We start from the raw sequence: 14,320 nt of genomic DNA on the forward strand, positions 1-14,320 counted from the left end.
TATATTATATCAATATGATGTTTTTTGCGAACGCAAATATAAACACTAATGTGTTAAATGCAATTGTACCCTTTACACTTTGCGTTTTAATACAGATATTTTACAAATTGTGCTTACATTGCCAATATAAACCTGTATCATAATGCGATTCCCATCCATCAAAACACTTGCCGAAGGCTTTTTATCCACGCTAAAACGTTACCCGTTTGAATTGTTATTTGCCCTGGCAGGTACCATAGCCGGCACTATTGAGGTAGAGCTAAAACATTTAAACCGCATTGACGAAGGCTGGCTGATGCGGATGGCAATGACGGCCAACCTGGGCTTGCTGCTTAGTCTTTCGGCTACGTTGTTTACGCAAAGCCGGGCAATGTCAAAGCGTAATTCTTTTCTTATAAAACTGGGCGCTGCCATTTTTGCATCATCGCTCATTTTTATTATTGACCCTACCGCTCGCGAGGCAGATTATATCCGCTTTTTCCTGCTATCCCTTGCCTTTCACTTATTAGTGGCGTTTGCCGCGTTTACGGGTAAAGGCCAGGTAAACGGTTTCTGGCAATTTAATAAAACCCTGTTTTTACGCTTTTTAACCAGCGTACTATATGGCGTGGTATTGTTTTTAGGTATCGCGGCGGCCATAGGCGCTACCAACTTTCTATTCAACTTTAATTTCGAATGGGATACTTACGTCATATTATGGGTTTGGATAGTGGGCATGTTTACCACTACGTTCTTTTTAGCGGGCGTACCTATTAATACCGCCGCACTTGATGAGGATTTAAGCTACCCTAAAGCGCTTAAAATATTCACCCAATATGTGCTCATCCCGTTATCTACCATTTATGTGCTTATCCTGCTGGCCTACGAGGTTAAAATATTAATTCAATGGAGTTTACCCAAAGGCCTGGTATCTGATCTGATATTAAGCTATGCCGTATTCGGCATCCTTTCCCTATTGCTTGTTTATCCCATAAGAGAGCATGATGGTAATAAATGGCTTAAAACCTATGCCCGCAGCTTCTACTTTTTAATGGTGCCGCTGCTGGGCTTGCTATTTGTGGCTGTTGGCGCAAGGGTATTTAAGTACGGCATCACCGAATGGCGATACTTTTTGATTGTTTTGGCCTGCTGGCTATTGTTTATCTCTGTTTATTTTTTAGCCTTCAAAAAGCAAAATATAAAACTGATCCCGATATCACTTTGCGTACTTACGTTGTTGTCTGTTTACGGGCCGCAAAGCGCGTTTTCGGTAAGTATGTACTCACAGAGGAGAATCATTATTAAGTTTTTTGAAAAGCATAATGCTTTAAAACAGGGGCTGTTTGCGCCAATTGACAGTACCCACGTTGACCCTAAAGCAGCCAGCGAAGCGGTGGCGCAATTGAATTATTTTGTGTTTAAATATGATCTTTCGCCATTACAGCCCTATATTAAAAAAGACCTCACATTAGTTAACGATTCACTTGGCAAATTAACCGGTAATCCCAAAAGCGATATCATGATCAGTCGTTACGAATTGCGGGAAGCTAAGTACGAGTGGATTCGCAAATACCTTGGACTGCATCATTTTGACACCTGGTATAATAAAGCCGAAAGAGTCATAAATCAATATGAATTTATTGCTGCCAATAAAATAAGGAATATTAAAGGTTATGATTTTGCTTTTGATCCAGGCTATCTTACCGATAGTCTTTCTGACAAGGTTGATGGCATAATCATGAACTCTAAAACGATTAACAACAAGGTATACATTTTGAAAATAAACAACGAAACCTTCAGATTTGATATTGCAGGCCTGGCGGATGGTTTTTTAAAGAATTTGAAAAAAATGGACCGTTATAAACAGGAAAGCCAGGAATATGATTACCAAAATACCTATAAAGTACCCGTGGAAATGTTAGAAATCGCCAAACAAGGCCGAGGTTTCGACGTACTATTGGTGATAGAAAGCATGACCGTATCTGGCGAAAAAAAAATAGAAAACGCCAACCCCAACTATCCCAATATTGGATTTGCCTATTACATAAAACGGAAATAACGGCAATCAATAAAAAAGGCGATGGGGTTTACTCATCGCCTTTTTCGTCGCAAGTCTGTTTAATTCACCCTGATCACCACCGGCTCCAGCTGAATGTCTTTAACAGATTTGGCCATGCGTTTAATAAAAATATAATTGGTAGTACCACCAATAACCGCGCCCACTACGGGTACAAGGCGTTCGGCGGTGCGTACACCTAAGTTGAGGATAACCTTTTCGGCTATACTTTCCATCATGGTTTTGGTGATGGCTACACCGGTTTCTACCTTGAATGATATAGCAACCAATTTAATAAACTCGTCGAAACCCATTTGATAACTGCCGCGATTGTAGTACATAATAGCCATGGTAACCCTAAACTGTTGGGTTATCAGGTTAACCATATCAACAGGCATGCCAACTACCATGGTTAAAATACCGCCGCTACCTGATATGGCTCCGGTGCCGGCTGCCATGATGGCGCATTGGTTAATAAATTTATCTAATCCAAGCTTATCAACGCCGTTTTTGATCTTCAGCTGGTCTATATGGTCAAATACCTGTTTAAAGCCGTCATGGGCAAGGTGATCTGAGTACTGTTTTATATCTGTACCTATTTGTTTTAATGATTTCATGGTATGGCAATTAATATACGTGAGTCTTAAAGACCTAACATATAGTTAGCTATTCCCGTGCCAGTTTATAAAACATCAAAAATAGCAGCTTTTACCGTGATGCTATCACTTGCCCTTTTTCATCAAGCGTTTCCATAACCGGTTGGTTTTGTTGGTTTATGTATATCTTTAATCGTGCACGCCCTTTAGCATCCCGCAAAAATAAACCTACTTCGCCCTCCTTATTTTTACCTACAAATAAGCGTTCGTTTGTTAGCCTGCCCGATGCTTTTAGTTTTTGAATGCCTGCATTATAGGCTTTGGTATCGTTAAGTTTATGAAGCGAATCAACATAAGCCATCAGATTTGTGGTTGTGAATTCATCGTATTTATCCCAAAGTTTTAAGCCATAACTCCTTTGTGGTTTTACTCCAGCGTTGTCCTGGCTGTATTCCAGGTGCATAATTTGGTCATTATGGTATTGATCAATGGAATAGGTCATGCTGGCGCTTTTTTTATCCCCGTCATAAACCAGCCCGCCGCATTCATCGCCATCATCATTAAAAAATATCATACCGGCCGGCCTGTCGCGTTTAGGCAGCACCTTACCGTCAATAGTGCCGGGGTGCTGACTTTCACGGTTGCTTATAGTCATGCGAATTTTGCCATCGGGTTCTACAATGTCCACCCGCTCGGCAGTGAGTAGTTTAAAATGATTGTTATTATTCAGTAAGCGGGTCATCATAGCTATAAATGCCAGCACTATTATAGTTAATACAATAACCAGTGCTTTTAAAATTTTGACTTGCTTTGCCAGCTTTTCCATAAAATATTGATGCTTAAAAAGTTCAGTAAATATATTTGAAGCGTAAAAATGATCAAAACAATTAAAATACAACTCATTAATAGCGCCTGGGTTTGTAAATTTGCCGTTTATTAAAACATACAGTTCAGTTGAAAAATAACATTCTTATTGTTGACGATGTGCACCCCATATTTATGGAACAGGCCGAAGCCAAAGGGTACACTTGTGATTATAGGCCAACCATAAAAACAGAAGAAGCGATACAGATCATTGGCGATTACGCCGGGTTGGTGATCCGCTCAAAATTCCAGGTAGATAAAAAAGTTTTAGATGCGGCCACCAACCTGCGGTTTGTTTGCAGGGCAGGTGCCGGTATGGATAATATTGATGAAGCCTACGCGGCGCAAAAAGGCATTACGCTTATCAACGCACCCGAGGGCAATTCTGACGCGGTAGGCGAGCACGCCATAGGCCTTTTGCTTTCGCTGATGAATAATTTTAACCGGGGCGATGCCGAGATCAGGCATGGCAAGTGGGAACGAGAAGGCAACCGGGGTTATGAGCTTAAGGGTAAAACCGTGGGCATTATTGGTTACGGCCATATGGGACATAGCTTTGCCCGTAAATTATCGGGTTTCCAGGTTGATGTGATCGCTTTTGATAAATATAAAACCGGCTTTAGCGACCGCTATGCCCGCGAGGTGAGTATGGAGCAAATTGTAAAGCTAAGCGATGTGGTAAGCGTACACGTACCCCTTACCAACGAAACCAACGGACTGATAGATGACGAATACCTGTTCCACTTTAAAAAGCCTATATTTTTTATCAATACCTCCCGTGGTAAAACGGCCAAGGTAAGCGCTGTATTGAAAGCTATTAAAGAAGGCAAAATATTAGGTGCAGGTCTTGATGTGTTAGAAGTAGAAAAATTTCCAACCCTTGCCGAGCAGGCCTGGTACGAAGAGTTGCGACAAAGCGGCAAAGTTATCCTAAGCCCCCACGTTGCCGGCTGGACGTTCGACTCATACCGCAAGATAAGTGAAGTAATGGCGGAGAAGCTGGTTTCTTTAGTTCATGGTTAATGGTTCATTGTTCATGGCAGTGTCCCCTTTCTTTTTAGCCATGAACTATTAACCATGATCCATGAACCGCCGCAGGCAAATAAATTTGCATATTAAAACTTAATTCCCTTATCTTCGTTTTAATCAAAGCAAGACTATGTGGCATAGGCCCTATAGTCTTGTTTGTTTTTATGGTCATTGCGTCCTTCTTAAAAAAGGGAGGGCGGTTTTTTTTGTACAACCAATAGAATAAACAATAATTAATTTAGGTGTTATGGCAGAGGTATCATACTTTACCAAAGATGGTTTAGAAAAATTAAAAGAAGAATTACAAAGGTTGAAAACAACCGGTCGCTCAGATATATCAAAACAAATTGCAGAGGCTCGGGATAAAGGCGACTTATCTGAAAACGCCGAATACGATGCAGCAAAAGAAGCACAGGGCTTGCACGAAGCCAAAATTTCGCAAATGCAGGAAGTACTGGCCAATGCCCGCTTGCTTGATGAATCTAAACTGGATACATCAAAAGTACTGGCATTATCTATCGTAAAGATAAAAAACCTTAAAAACGATGCAACCATGAGCTACCAGCTGGTAGCCGAGAGCGAAGCAGATATGAAAACCGGCAAAATATCTGTAGCATCGCCAATAGCCAAAGGTTTATTGGGCAAAAAAGTAGGCGAAAAAATTGAGATCATGGTTCCCGCCGGTAAAATAGAGTTCGAGATCCTGGAAATCAGCCGATAATTTAATTTGAAAATTTGAGTATTTGAAGATTTGAAAATGATTTAGGATTAAGTAGCCGCCTGGTTATAATCCTTCAATCATTTTCAAATCTTGTTAATCGTGTTATATGCAACCCGAAGATCTTTTAAATGAAGGTAATGACGACCAGCAAAAGGCCGCCGCTAAGGATAGCCCGCTGCTGAGTTTAGAGCGGGAACTTAAGTTTTTTAAAGACTCCATACAGGAGGTAGCCATCGAGATTATGGTGGAAGGCCTGTCATCGTACCCTATTTTTGTAGCCCATCAGCATGAGGTAAAATTAGGCGAGGTGATTTTAGACAGGCATGATCTGAACTCTGAATGGAGCATCCATGCCTCAACCCTTGAAGAATTTACCGAACGCGGTGTGATCAAACCCGAGCTAAAAGACCGCTTTATTAAAAGCTACAAAAACCCCAACGAATTTATGTGCGTTTTTGTAGTTGTACCAGAGGGCGCAAACTTTGTGTACGTGCCTTATAAAAAATAAAATGTTGTTGGAGTGGGTTGTAATGTTGAAATGTTACAATGTTGTAAGGTTAAAATGTACTCGTATATTTACAGCATAAAAACAGCATTACAACGTTTCAACATTACAACTTTCCAACAAATTCCTACTCCATGTCTGAAAAGAAACTCCTGATATTGAACCAGCAGCAGATCCAGCAAAAGCTTGATCGGATGGCTTACCAGATCCTGGAAGATAATTTCGACGAGGAAGAGATCATTATAGCCGGTATATTGCCACGCGGCAATCATATTGCCAGTAGGCTAAAAGTCATATTGGATCAAATAGCCCCCTTTAAAAGCAAACTATTAACCATCCAGTTAGATAAACAAAGCAGCAGCCTGCAGGCCAATATTGATTTTGATGTGAATGATTGTAGCAATAAAGTGGTGATATTGGTTGATGATGTACTCAATAGCGGTAAAACACTGGCCTATGGCTTTGGCGTTTTCCTGGATGTGCCTTTGAAAAAATTGCGTACGGCCATATTGATAGATCGTAACCACAAAAGTTTCCCTGTAACCACCGATTTTGCCGGCATGGCCCTATCTACCGTAATTAAAGAACATGTAGATGTAGTGCTTGACGAAGAAGGCCAGGAAGATGCCGTTTATTTAAGGTAACCACACTGGTTTTAAGCCCTAATATAAAACGTTCATCTACCCCAAAACAGCTTTAAGCCTTAAGCATGCTGCTTTAAGCTTAAATACAGGCAACGCAAATCATTTTTGCGGCGTATTTGTTATACATTTAAATCATCAAACAACAATTCATGAAAAAACTAATCCTCCTGACCCTATTTATAGGCATTAGCGCATTTACCTATGCCCAACGCAAGGTAGTTTGCTGCAGCAATCCATCGGCAACGCAACGTTTTGCCATGCTGGCCTCAAACCCAGGCTTTAAGATGGCGCATTTAAAACCGCTGCCTATCCGTTTTCAAAGCAGCATCGGCAGCAACATCACCTACAAAACCGCCGATGGTAAAGAGTCAACAGCTTATTTACTAAAAGCTAAAACACCCACCAATAACTACATCCTGGTAATTCACGAATGGTGGGGACTTAACGATTATGTAAAACGCGAGTCGGAAAAGATCTATAACGACCTGGGCAATGTAAACGTTATTGATCTTGATCTTTACGATGGCAAAGTAGCTACCACTCCCCAGGATGCCGGTAAATTGATGCAGGCTGTTAATGAGGATAGGGCAAAAGCTATCATCAATGGCGCCCTTGCTTACGCCGGGCCAAAAGCACATATAGCAACCATTGGCTGGTGCTTTGGCGGTGGCTGGAGTTTGCAAACCGGTTTGTTAGCCGGCAAAAAATTGGTGGGTACGGTAATGTACTATGGGATGCCCGAGCAGGATGTTGCCCGCCTAAAAACCTTAAATGGCGATGTGTTGGGTAATTTTGCCAATAAAGATCAATGGATTAACCCTAAAGTAGTGGGTAAATTTGATGCAGATATGAAAGCCGCAGGTAAAAAATTATACCTGCATCAATACGACGCCGATCATGGTTTTGCTAACCCAAGCAACCCGGCCTACAGCAGCGATGCCACTAAAGATGCTTATGCAAACACCATTTCGTTTTTTAAAGCAAGATTAAAGTAAACAAAAGGAACGGTATTACGTTATATGGGGCAAGTTAATCCTTGCCCCATTTTTTTGTACTATTGCGTAAATTTTACTTTATTGACTTCGTCTGCCAAAAAAATTGTTTCGTTTTTACTTAAGGCCGGTATATTGATTGTCGCTGCATGGTTCATTTACCGGCAGTTTTCCAAAAAAAACAACGACTTAAAGGAGTTTGAGCACTTAGCATCAAACTTGAGTGCAACTAAAGTGATATTAACCATGGTGGTGGTTGTACTGCTTATGTTTGTAAACTGGTTTTTGGAGGCCTTAAAGTGGCGTTACGTTAGCAAAACACTGGTTAACCTCACATTATGGGAAGCCGTTGAAGCTGTATTTTGTGGCCTTACCTGGGCTGTTACCACACCAAACCGTATTGGCGAATATGGCGGCCGCGTAATGTTTTTACCCAACCGCAAACGTATTCCCGGCATATTTGCCATGGGGGTAGGTTCATTTAGCCAGGGGTTGGTAACCAACGTTTTGGGGGTAATCTCGATGATCTGGTTTGCATTCAACTTTATACATGATAAGGTTTGGATATATTCAACAATAATATTGGTTTGCGCCATTTTGGCAACAATACAGCTTGTGATATACTTCCATATCAAATGGATGGTTACGATATTTGACAAAATTGGCTTTATCCGTAAATACCACCGCTTTTTTGAGGTTTTAGGGCGCTATAAAACAAATGAACTGATAAGGATAATGGGCTTTAGCCTGGCAAGATACCTTACTTTTTCAATGCAGTATTACCTTGTTTTTCAGATGCTGGTGCCCCAAATGCTGGTGTTTCAAATGTTTATGATGTTGATGCTGTTTTTGTTGATTTCGGCGCTTGTTCCCTCGCTTGATTTGTTTGATATTGGTGTGCGTGGCTTTACGGCGGCCCACTTGTTTGTTTATATAACCGATCAAAAACTGGCCGTAATTGCAGGGGTATCCTCTATTTGGCTTATTAATTTAATTATTCCGGCTATTTTAGGCTCTTTATTCGTTTTAAAACTCAAATTCTTTGATCGCACTGCTTAGTATCATATCCTTATCGTTTACCGGTATTTACCTGGTGTTTGTTGTTTACCTTATAAAGGGATGGTTTAGTATAAAAACTATAACACCGGTAAACAAGGTACCATTCAACACAAGGGTTACCATTCTTGTGGCCGCCCGTAACGAGGCCGAAAGCATTCACTTAACAATTGGCGATATCCTGGCCCAGGACTATCCCAAACACCTGCTTGAAGTTATTATCGTAGATGATCACTCCACCGATGATACCGCGGCCATTATTGCCAGCTTTGCCGATCAGGGAATCACTTTACTTAAGCTCAATGAGGATCAGCCATTAAACTCTTATAAAAAGAAAGCTATAACCGAGGCCATCCAATTATCTACCGGCGAATTAATGGTAGCTACAGATGCCGATTGCCGGATGAACAGCAAATGGATCTCAACCATTGTAAGTTATTACGAAACCGAAAAACCGGTACTAATATCATCCCCGGTTACTTTTTTCCAGGAGAAGTCGGTTTTTGAATTGATGCAAACGTTGGAGTTTTCGTACTTGATAGGCATTGGCGCGGCATTTATAGGAAATGGCAGGGCATCAACCTGCAATGGGGCCAACATGGCCTATCGCAAGGATGTATTTAACGAAGTTGGCGGTTTTAAAGGGATTGATCAGCTGGCCTCTGGCGACGATGAATTATTGCTGCAAAAAGTGGCGGTGCGGTATCCCGGTCGCATTGGTTTTATCAAACAAACAGATGCTATAGTTTATACCCATGCTAAGCCCAATTTAAAAGAGTTTATGCAGCAGCGTAAACGATGGGCTTCTAAATTTACGGTATACAAGGATAAAAAGATAGTGATCATCGGTCTTATCTTCTGGCTGTTTAACGTATCCATGTTACTTAACTTTCTACTGGGCCTGTTCTTTATTGATATATTAAAACTTTTCGCGGTACAGTTTCTATTAAAATATTTATTTGAAGCTTTGTTCCTCATTCCCGTTACCTCATTTTTCAGGCGCAGTTACCTGGTAAGCCTGCTGGTTATTACCATACCTGTGCATGTAGTTTACCTGGCCTATATGGGTCTTATAGGCAGCAATAAGAAGTACCAGTGGAAAGGCAGGGAGGTTAGGTAAGTATCGTTGCTTTTTAATATCAATGTAATTTGTATGCCTGCAATTGGTTATTGTACCTATTTAAGCGATATTTAGCCAACAGCAAACTAACTATTGGCCCAGCTTACCCCCTCACAAAGAACGTGGAACGCCTTTAAGCGTAACAAAATCGCCCTGGCAGGGCTGTTATTTATCGCCCTTACCCTGCTTGTGGCCATATTGGGCTACCTGGTAATGCCCGATCAAACACCACGCGCCAATAACATGATCATACAGCTGAGCATCAAAAAGCCCGGCGCTAAATTTACGATGCTACGCATCCGTAAAAGCGAGCCGGTTGATACAATAGGCTTTTTTGGCCGGATGCTTTTCGGTCAGCCCTCTTTTTACCGCGAGATCCCAATAACCGGTTATTATTTTAAGCAGGATTCTATCCACGTAAACGAATACATTGGCAACGAGGATAAACCCGATCAAAAAGCTTATAACATTTTTGAGGTGGTGACCGGTGTTAAGCCACGATACCATTTCAATAAAGTATTACTGAACCCAACACTAAGCTGCGAAAAAAGCGCAGAGATATACAAAAGTTTCAGCGATAGGATTAAAAACGAACAGATTGTCACCAAGACCTACTGGCTGGGTACCGATATTTATGGCCGCGATTTGTTAAGCCGCTTGCTGTTGGGCACACGCGTATCGCTTTCGGTTGGGTTAATGGCCGTTATCATCAGCATGCTGTTAGGCGTAACTATAGGCTCCATTGCCGGCTATTTTGGTGGATGGATAGATGCCGCCTTAAGCTGGGTAATGAATATATTATGGAGCCTGCCCGCCCTGTTGCTGGTTATTGCCATATCATTCGCATTAGGTAAAGGTCTGTGGCAGATATTTATAGCTGTAGGCCTATCTATGTGGGTTGAGGTTGGCCGGCTTGTTAGGGGACAGGTGATGAGCCTAAAGCAGGTAGAATATATCGAAGCTGCCCGGGCGCTTGGCTTCAACAATACCCGCATTATTACCAAACACATTTTACCCAATATTACCGGGCCGATGCTGGTGCTGGCGTCGTCAAATTTCGCATCGGCTATACTACTTGAAGCGGGGCTTAGCTTCCTTGGTTTTGGGGCCCAACCGCCAATGCCCACCTGGGGCGCAATGATAAAAGAACATTATGGCTATATTGTGATGGATTCGGCTTATCTTGCCATCATTCCGGGTTTAGCCATTATGCTATTGGTATATGCCTTTAACCTGGTTACTATAGTGCTGCGCGATGCGTTCGATATAAAATCACAAAGTACACGCATTTGAAAATATTTTTTTTACTTTAGTCAGGCGTACTAATAACGAATGCAATACAACGACGATAGTTCTGGCGAAGACGAATTAATCAGGCTGTTGCTTAAACGACAGTCGGAGTTGAACTCCTTATTGGAGATTACCCGTGCTATTAATAAAAATACCGCTACTCCCATACTCATTCAAATGCTTGAGGTTATCCTGCAAAATTATCTGCAGGTTGGCAAGCTTCGTTTTTTGATAGAAAAAGACAATAAATTCGTGTGCATTTCTAAATACGGTGGCGATATGGAATCGGCCATTGTACTGAGCAAGGCTTGTAATAAGTTAAGTAAAGTAAAATCTCCTACTTCCATAGCTGATCACGAAGATGGCACCTTAAGCAAATACAATTATTTTATTCCCATTTACCATAAAAGCCGCGCGCTGGCCTACGCCCTTATTGGTGATTTCAATACATCGGGCGAGATGCTGAGCAATGATCTTAATTTTATTCAAACCCTGATGAATGTGATCATTGTAGCGTTGGAAAATAAAAAACTGTTCCGCGAGCGTTTACAATCCGAACGTTTCCAGCGAGAAATGGAGCTGGCTGTTGAGGTGCAGAATATGCTGATCCCAATGCGGATGCATAAAGATGACGCGGTAGAAATAGGCGCAAAATATCTCCCGCATCAAAACATCGGCGGCGACTATTTTGATTTTATCCGCCTTAATGAAAACGAATTTTTGTGGTGTATTGCCGATGTTTCGGGGAAAGGGATCTCGGCAGCTTTATTGATGGCCAATTTCCAGGCCAGTTTGCATGCCTGGGCTGCGGTAGAGGATGATCTGACCAATATCATTGACCGCCTTAACAAAATTGTACTCAACAATACCAAAGGCGAACGCTTTATCACTCTTTTCCTGGCCCGCTATAACGAAAAAAAACGCAAGCTCAATTACATCAACGCCGGCCATAACCCAACTATACTTTATTCAAATGGCGAAGCTGTACCGCTAAAGCTGGGTACCACCATGATAGGTGTTTTTGAAGAACTCCCCTTTTTAAATGAAGGCGAAATAGATATGGAGCCGGGCAGCCTTGTTGTAAACTACACCGATGGACTAATGGATTTTGAATCGACCAGCACCCGGGTTTGGAATGAGGACAAGTTGCTCGATTTTGTGAAAGCTAACGGCCATATGTCGCCCGATAATTTCAACGACGCACTTTTAGATCATTTGAACCTGGTACACAAAAGCAAACCTATTGATGATATCACGTTGCTTACGTTGCGGATATTTTAATACACACTAATTCCCACTAATTTTTTCGAATTTCACGAATTTTAAGCTTCAATTTGCTTTGCCCTCCGCGGAGTTACGCAGCGTAACTCACAGAACACACCAATTTGCCGGGAATTTAACACTCCCTTCTCCTGTCTTGATACTTGCTACTAACTACTTGATACTTCTTATTATCTTTGCCACATGTTAGCAGCCAGGTACCAGTATGAGTTAATTGAAGCGGGGTGTGATGAAGCAGGGCGTGGCTGTTTGGCCGGGCCGGTGTTTGCCGCCGCGGTGATCCTGCCGCATGATTTTGATCATCATTTACTAAACGACTCTAAACAGGTAACTGAAGAGATCAGGTACCAGCTGCGTACCGAAATTGAGGAAAAAGCTATTGCCTATGCTATAGCATCTGTTGATAATTTTGAGATAGATGAGATCAACATCCTCAATGCTTCCTTCCTGGCCATGCACCGGGCTATCGAAAAGCTACATACCCAGCCACAGTTTTTAATCATCGACGGCAATCGTTTCAAAAAATATCCCAACATCCCGCACGAGTGTATCATTAAGGGCGATGGCAAATACTTCAGCATTGCGGCGGCATCTATTTTGGCCAAAACTTACCGTGACGACTATATGCTGAAAATTGCCGCTGAGCATCCGGAGTATGACTGGCATACCAACAAAGGCTACCCTACCATAAAACACCGCGAAACGGTAATGAGGATAGGTTTTACGCCATACCATCGTAAAACTTTCAGGGTAAGCGATCCGCAATTAAGTATTTTTTAGCCACATGCTTTGATAAGCACTTTGCGGATGGTATTTTTGTAGAAACCAGTAAATCGTTTGAAGATACTTATTTTAACACATCGTGTCCCATTTCCTCAAAATGGCGGATATGCCATAGTGGTATGCAATACCATTAAGGGCTTGATAGCCCTGGGGCATGATGTATCGCTGGTATCTTTAGATGCGCAAACTTATAGCGGTGGCTCACATGAGCGCGATGAGTTGCAGGACCAAATCCAATACACTTCCTATAAGATCAACATCAACGTATCTATGGTTGATGCCGTGGTAAACCTGTTTCGCAAAAAATCAAACAATGTTGACAGGTTTTACGATGCTGAATTTGAAAAACTGCTGGTGCGCGAATTAAAGCGCGATGATTATGATATCATCCAGTTTGAAGGCTTATTTGTAACGCCATACCTGGCATCTATCCGTAAAGTATCTAAAGCAAAACTTATTTACCGGTCGCACAATATAGAGCACCAGGTTTGGGAAAGGCTGGCCGAGCAGAAAAGCGACCTGTTTAAAAAATGGTACCTGCGCATGGTGGCCAAACGCATTAAAGAGTATGAACTGGAGCAGCTTAATAAGTTTGATGCCATAGCGGTGTTTACTTCCGAAGATAAAACTACTATCCTCTCATACGGCACAAGTATCCCGGTCGAGATCATTCCGGTGGGCATCGATTTAACAAGATACAAGCCCGATTTCAGTAAAACGGAATTTCCAAGCCTGTTCTTTTTGGGATCGCTGGATTGGCTGCCCAACCGAGAAGGTATTGAATGGTTTATCGATAACTTTCATAAAGATCTTACTGATGGCGACCTGCGGGTTAAGTTTTACGTAGCCGGCCATAACATTCCCGAACGCTTTGATGATTACGAAGTAATGGGCAAAATTTTTATCCAGGGCGAAGTTGATGATGCTTTTGAGTTTGTAAACAGCAAAGCTATCATGATAGTGCCGCTGCTATCGAGCGGCGGTATGCGGGTAAAAATTGTAGAAGGTATGGCCATGCAAAAATGTATCATATCTACCTCGTTAGGAGCTGAAGGTATCAATTTTACCAACGGCACCAATATCCTGATAGCAAACGACCAGGACGAGTTTTACCATGCCATTGAACGCTGCATTACCGATGAAGACTTTTGTAAAAGCGTTGGTTTAAATGCCCGTAAACTGGTAGAGCAGCAGCATGATGTGAACAAGGTAGCGAAAGACCTTGTACAGTTTTATAAAACACTAAATCCGGGCCCAACCCCTGCAGGCCACAAGAGCGCGAAAGTAAAATCTCCGCAGCCCGACGAGATTTAGCAGGGAAATGGCTGTTACCCGCAGGCAATGGATTCGTGTTATCTTAAGGCAATTTTTTGAGTTAGACACGAATGCCCGCCGACCCGGTTA

General features: G+C 42.0%; 14 protein-coding genes. 12 read left to right on the plus strand and 2 right to left on the minus strand.

The features are described 5' to 3' along the window. Positions 1-142: 142 nt before the first annotated feature. Positions 143-2,038 carry a DUF4153 domain-containing protein gene (locus FHS10_RS19455; RefSeq protein WP_259093680.1) on the plus strand — a complete coding sequence of 632 codons (1,896 nt, stop codon included), beginning with the start codon at positions 143-145 and terminating at the stop codon, positions 2,036-2,038. A 59-nt stretch (positions 2,039-2,097) separates the two neighbouring features. Here FHS10_RS19455 and FHS10_RS19460 read toward each other — a convergent pair whose 3' ends face one another. After that, a complete protein-coding gene (locus tag FHS10_RS19460) occupies positions 2,098-2,652 on the minus strand; it encodes an EcsC family protein (protein ID WP_259093683.1) in 555 nt (184 codons plus the stop codon). A gap of 91 nt (positions 2,653-2,743) precedes the next feature. Continuing rightward, on the minus strand, positions 2,744-3,457 hold the full coding sequence (locus FHS10_RS19465) for a hypothetical protein (protein WP_259093686.1): 714 nt from the start codon (positions 3,455-3,457) through the stop codon (positions 2,744-2,746). Between the two features lie 128 nt (positions 3,458-3,585). Between FHS10_RS19465 and FHS10_RS19470 the strand changes: the two genes are divergently transcribed. The 11 genes from FHS10_RS19470 (at position 3,586) to FHS10_RS19520 (ending at position 14,230) form a co-directional block, all read left to right on the plus strand. Next, a complete protein-coding gene (locus FHS10_RS19470; RefSeq protein ID WP_259093688.1) occupies positions 3,586-4,518 on the plus strand; it encodes a 2-hydroxyacid dehydrogenase in 933 nt (310 codons plus the stop codon). Positions 4,519-4,771: 253 nt separating this feature from the next. Continuing rightward, complete coding sequence (greA, locus tag FHS10_RS19475) at positions 4,772-5,245, plus strand: transcription elongation factor GreA (RefSeq protein WP_259093691.1); 474 nt, start codon at positions 4,772-4,774, stop codon at positions 5,243-5,245. 106 nt (positions 5,246-5,351) lie between these two features. Beyond that, positions 5,352-5,753 (plus strand): hypothetical protein, encoded by a 402-nt coding sequence (locus tag FHS10_RS19480; RefSeq protein ID WP_259093693.1) that lies wholly within the window; start codon positions 5,352-5,354, stop codon positions 5,751-5,753. A 131-nt stretch (positions 5,754-5,884) separates the two neighbouring features. Beyond that, entirely contained in the window at positions 5,885-6,394 is a 510-nt protein-coding gene (locus FHS10_RS19485) for a phosphoribosyltransferase family protein (protein ID WP_259093696.1), read from the plus strand. 149 nt (positions 6,395-6,543) lie between these two features. Next, positions 6,544-7,389, plus strand: a complete 846-nt coding sequence (locus FHS10_RS19490) for a dienelactone hydrolase family protein (protein WP_259093698.1) — start codon at positions 6,544-6,546, stop codon at positions 7,387-7,389. 216 nt (positions 7,390-7,605) lie between these two features. Beyond that, on the plus strand, positions 7,606-8,445 hold the full coding sequence (locus FHS10_RS19495; RefSeq protein ID WP_374759831.1) for a hypothetical protein: 840 nt from the start codon (positions 7,606-7,608) through the stop codon (positions 8,443-8,445). Continuing rightward, positions 8,429-9,562 (plus strand): glycosyltransferase family 2 protein, encoded by a 1,134-nt coding sequence (locus FHS10_RS19500; RefSeq protein ID WP_259093703.1) that lies wholly within the window; start codon positions 8,429-8,431, stop codon positions 9,560-9,562. Before FHS10_RS19495 ends, FHS10_RS19500 begins: the two co-directional genes overlap by 17 nt. 93 nt (positions 9,563-9,655) lie before the next feature. Beyond that, entirely contained in the window at positions 9,656-10,855 is a 1,200-nt protein-coding gene (locus FHS10_RS19505) for an ABC transporter permease (protein WP_259093705.1), read from the plus strand. A gap of 39 nt (positions 10,856-10,894) precedes the next feature. After that, on the plus strand, positions 10,895-12,133 hold the full coding sequence (locus FHS10_RS19510) for a PP2C family protein-serine/threonine phosphatase (RefSeq protein ID WP_259093707.1): 1,239 nt from the start codon (positions 10,895-10,897) through the stop codon (positions 12,131-12,133). 183 nt (positions 12,134-12,316) lie between these two features. Then, positions 12,317-12,913: a ribonuclease HII gene (gene rnhB / locus FHS10_RS19515; protein WP_259093709.1), complete on the plus strand. Its 597-nt coding sequence runs from the start codon at positions 12,317-12,319 to the stop codon at positions 12,911-12,913. Between the two features lie 57 nt (positions 12,914-12,970). Continuing rightward, positions 12,971-14,230, plus strand: coding sequence for a glycosyltransferase family 4 protein (locus FHS10_RS19520; protein ID WP_259093711.1), 1,260 nt, complete (start codon positions 12,971-12,973; stop codon positions 14,228-14,230). Positions 14,231-14,320: the final 90 nt, after the last annotated feature.

The sequence above is a fragment of the Mucilaginibacter dorajii genome, from assembly GCF_024808255.1.
GTDB classification, from domain to species: Bacteria; Bacteroidota; Bacteroidia; order Sphingobacteriales; family Sphingobacteriaceae; genus Mucilaginibacter; species Mucilaginibacter dorajii.

Coding starts and splice junctions, on each gene's coding strand:
- FHS10_RS19455 (WP_259093680.1), top strand. CDS start 143: ATGCGATTCCCATCCATCAAAACACTTGCCGAAGGCTTTTTATCCACG.
- FHS10_RS19460 (WP_259093683.1), bottom strand. CDS start 2,652: ATGAAATCATTAAAACAAATAGGTACAGATATAAAACAGTACTCAGAT.
- FHS10_RS19465 (WP_259093686.1), bottom strand. CDS start 3,457: ATGGAAAAGCTGGCAAAGCAAGTCAAAATTTTAAAAGCACTGGTTATT.
- greA (WP_259093691.1), top strand. CDS start 4,772: ATGGCAGAGGTATCATACTTTACCAAAGATGGTTTAGAAAAATTAAAA.
- FHS10_RS19480 (WP_259093693.1), top strand. CDS start 5,352: ATGCAACCCGAAGATCTTTTAAATGAAGGTAATGACGACCAGCAAAAG.
- FHS10_RS19485 (WP_259093696.1), top strand. CDS start 5,885: ATGTCTGAAAAGAAACTCCTGATATTGAACCAGCAGCAGATCCAGCAA.
- FHS10_RS19490 (WP_259093698.1), top strand. CDS start 6,544: ATGAAAAAACTAATCCTCCTGACCCTATTTATAGGCATTAGCGCATTT.
- FHS10_RS19510 (WP_259093707.1), top strand. CDS start 10,895: ATGCAATACAACGACGATAGTTCTGGCGAAGACGAATTAATCAGGCTG.
- rnhB (WP_259093709.1), top strand. CDS start 12,317: ATGTTAGCAGCCAGGTACCAGTATGAGTTAATTGAAGCGGGGTGTGAT.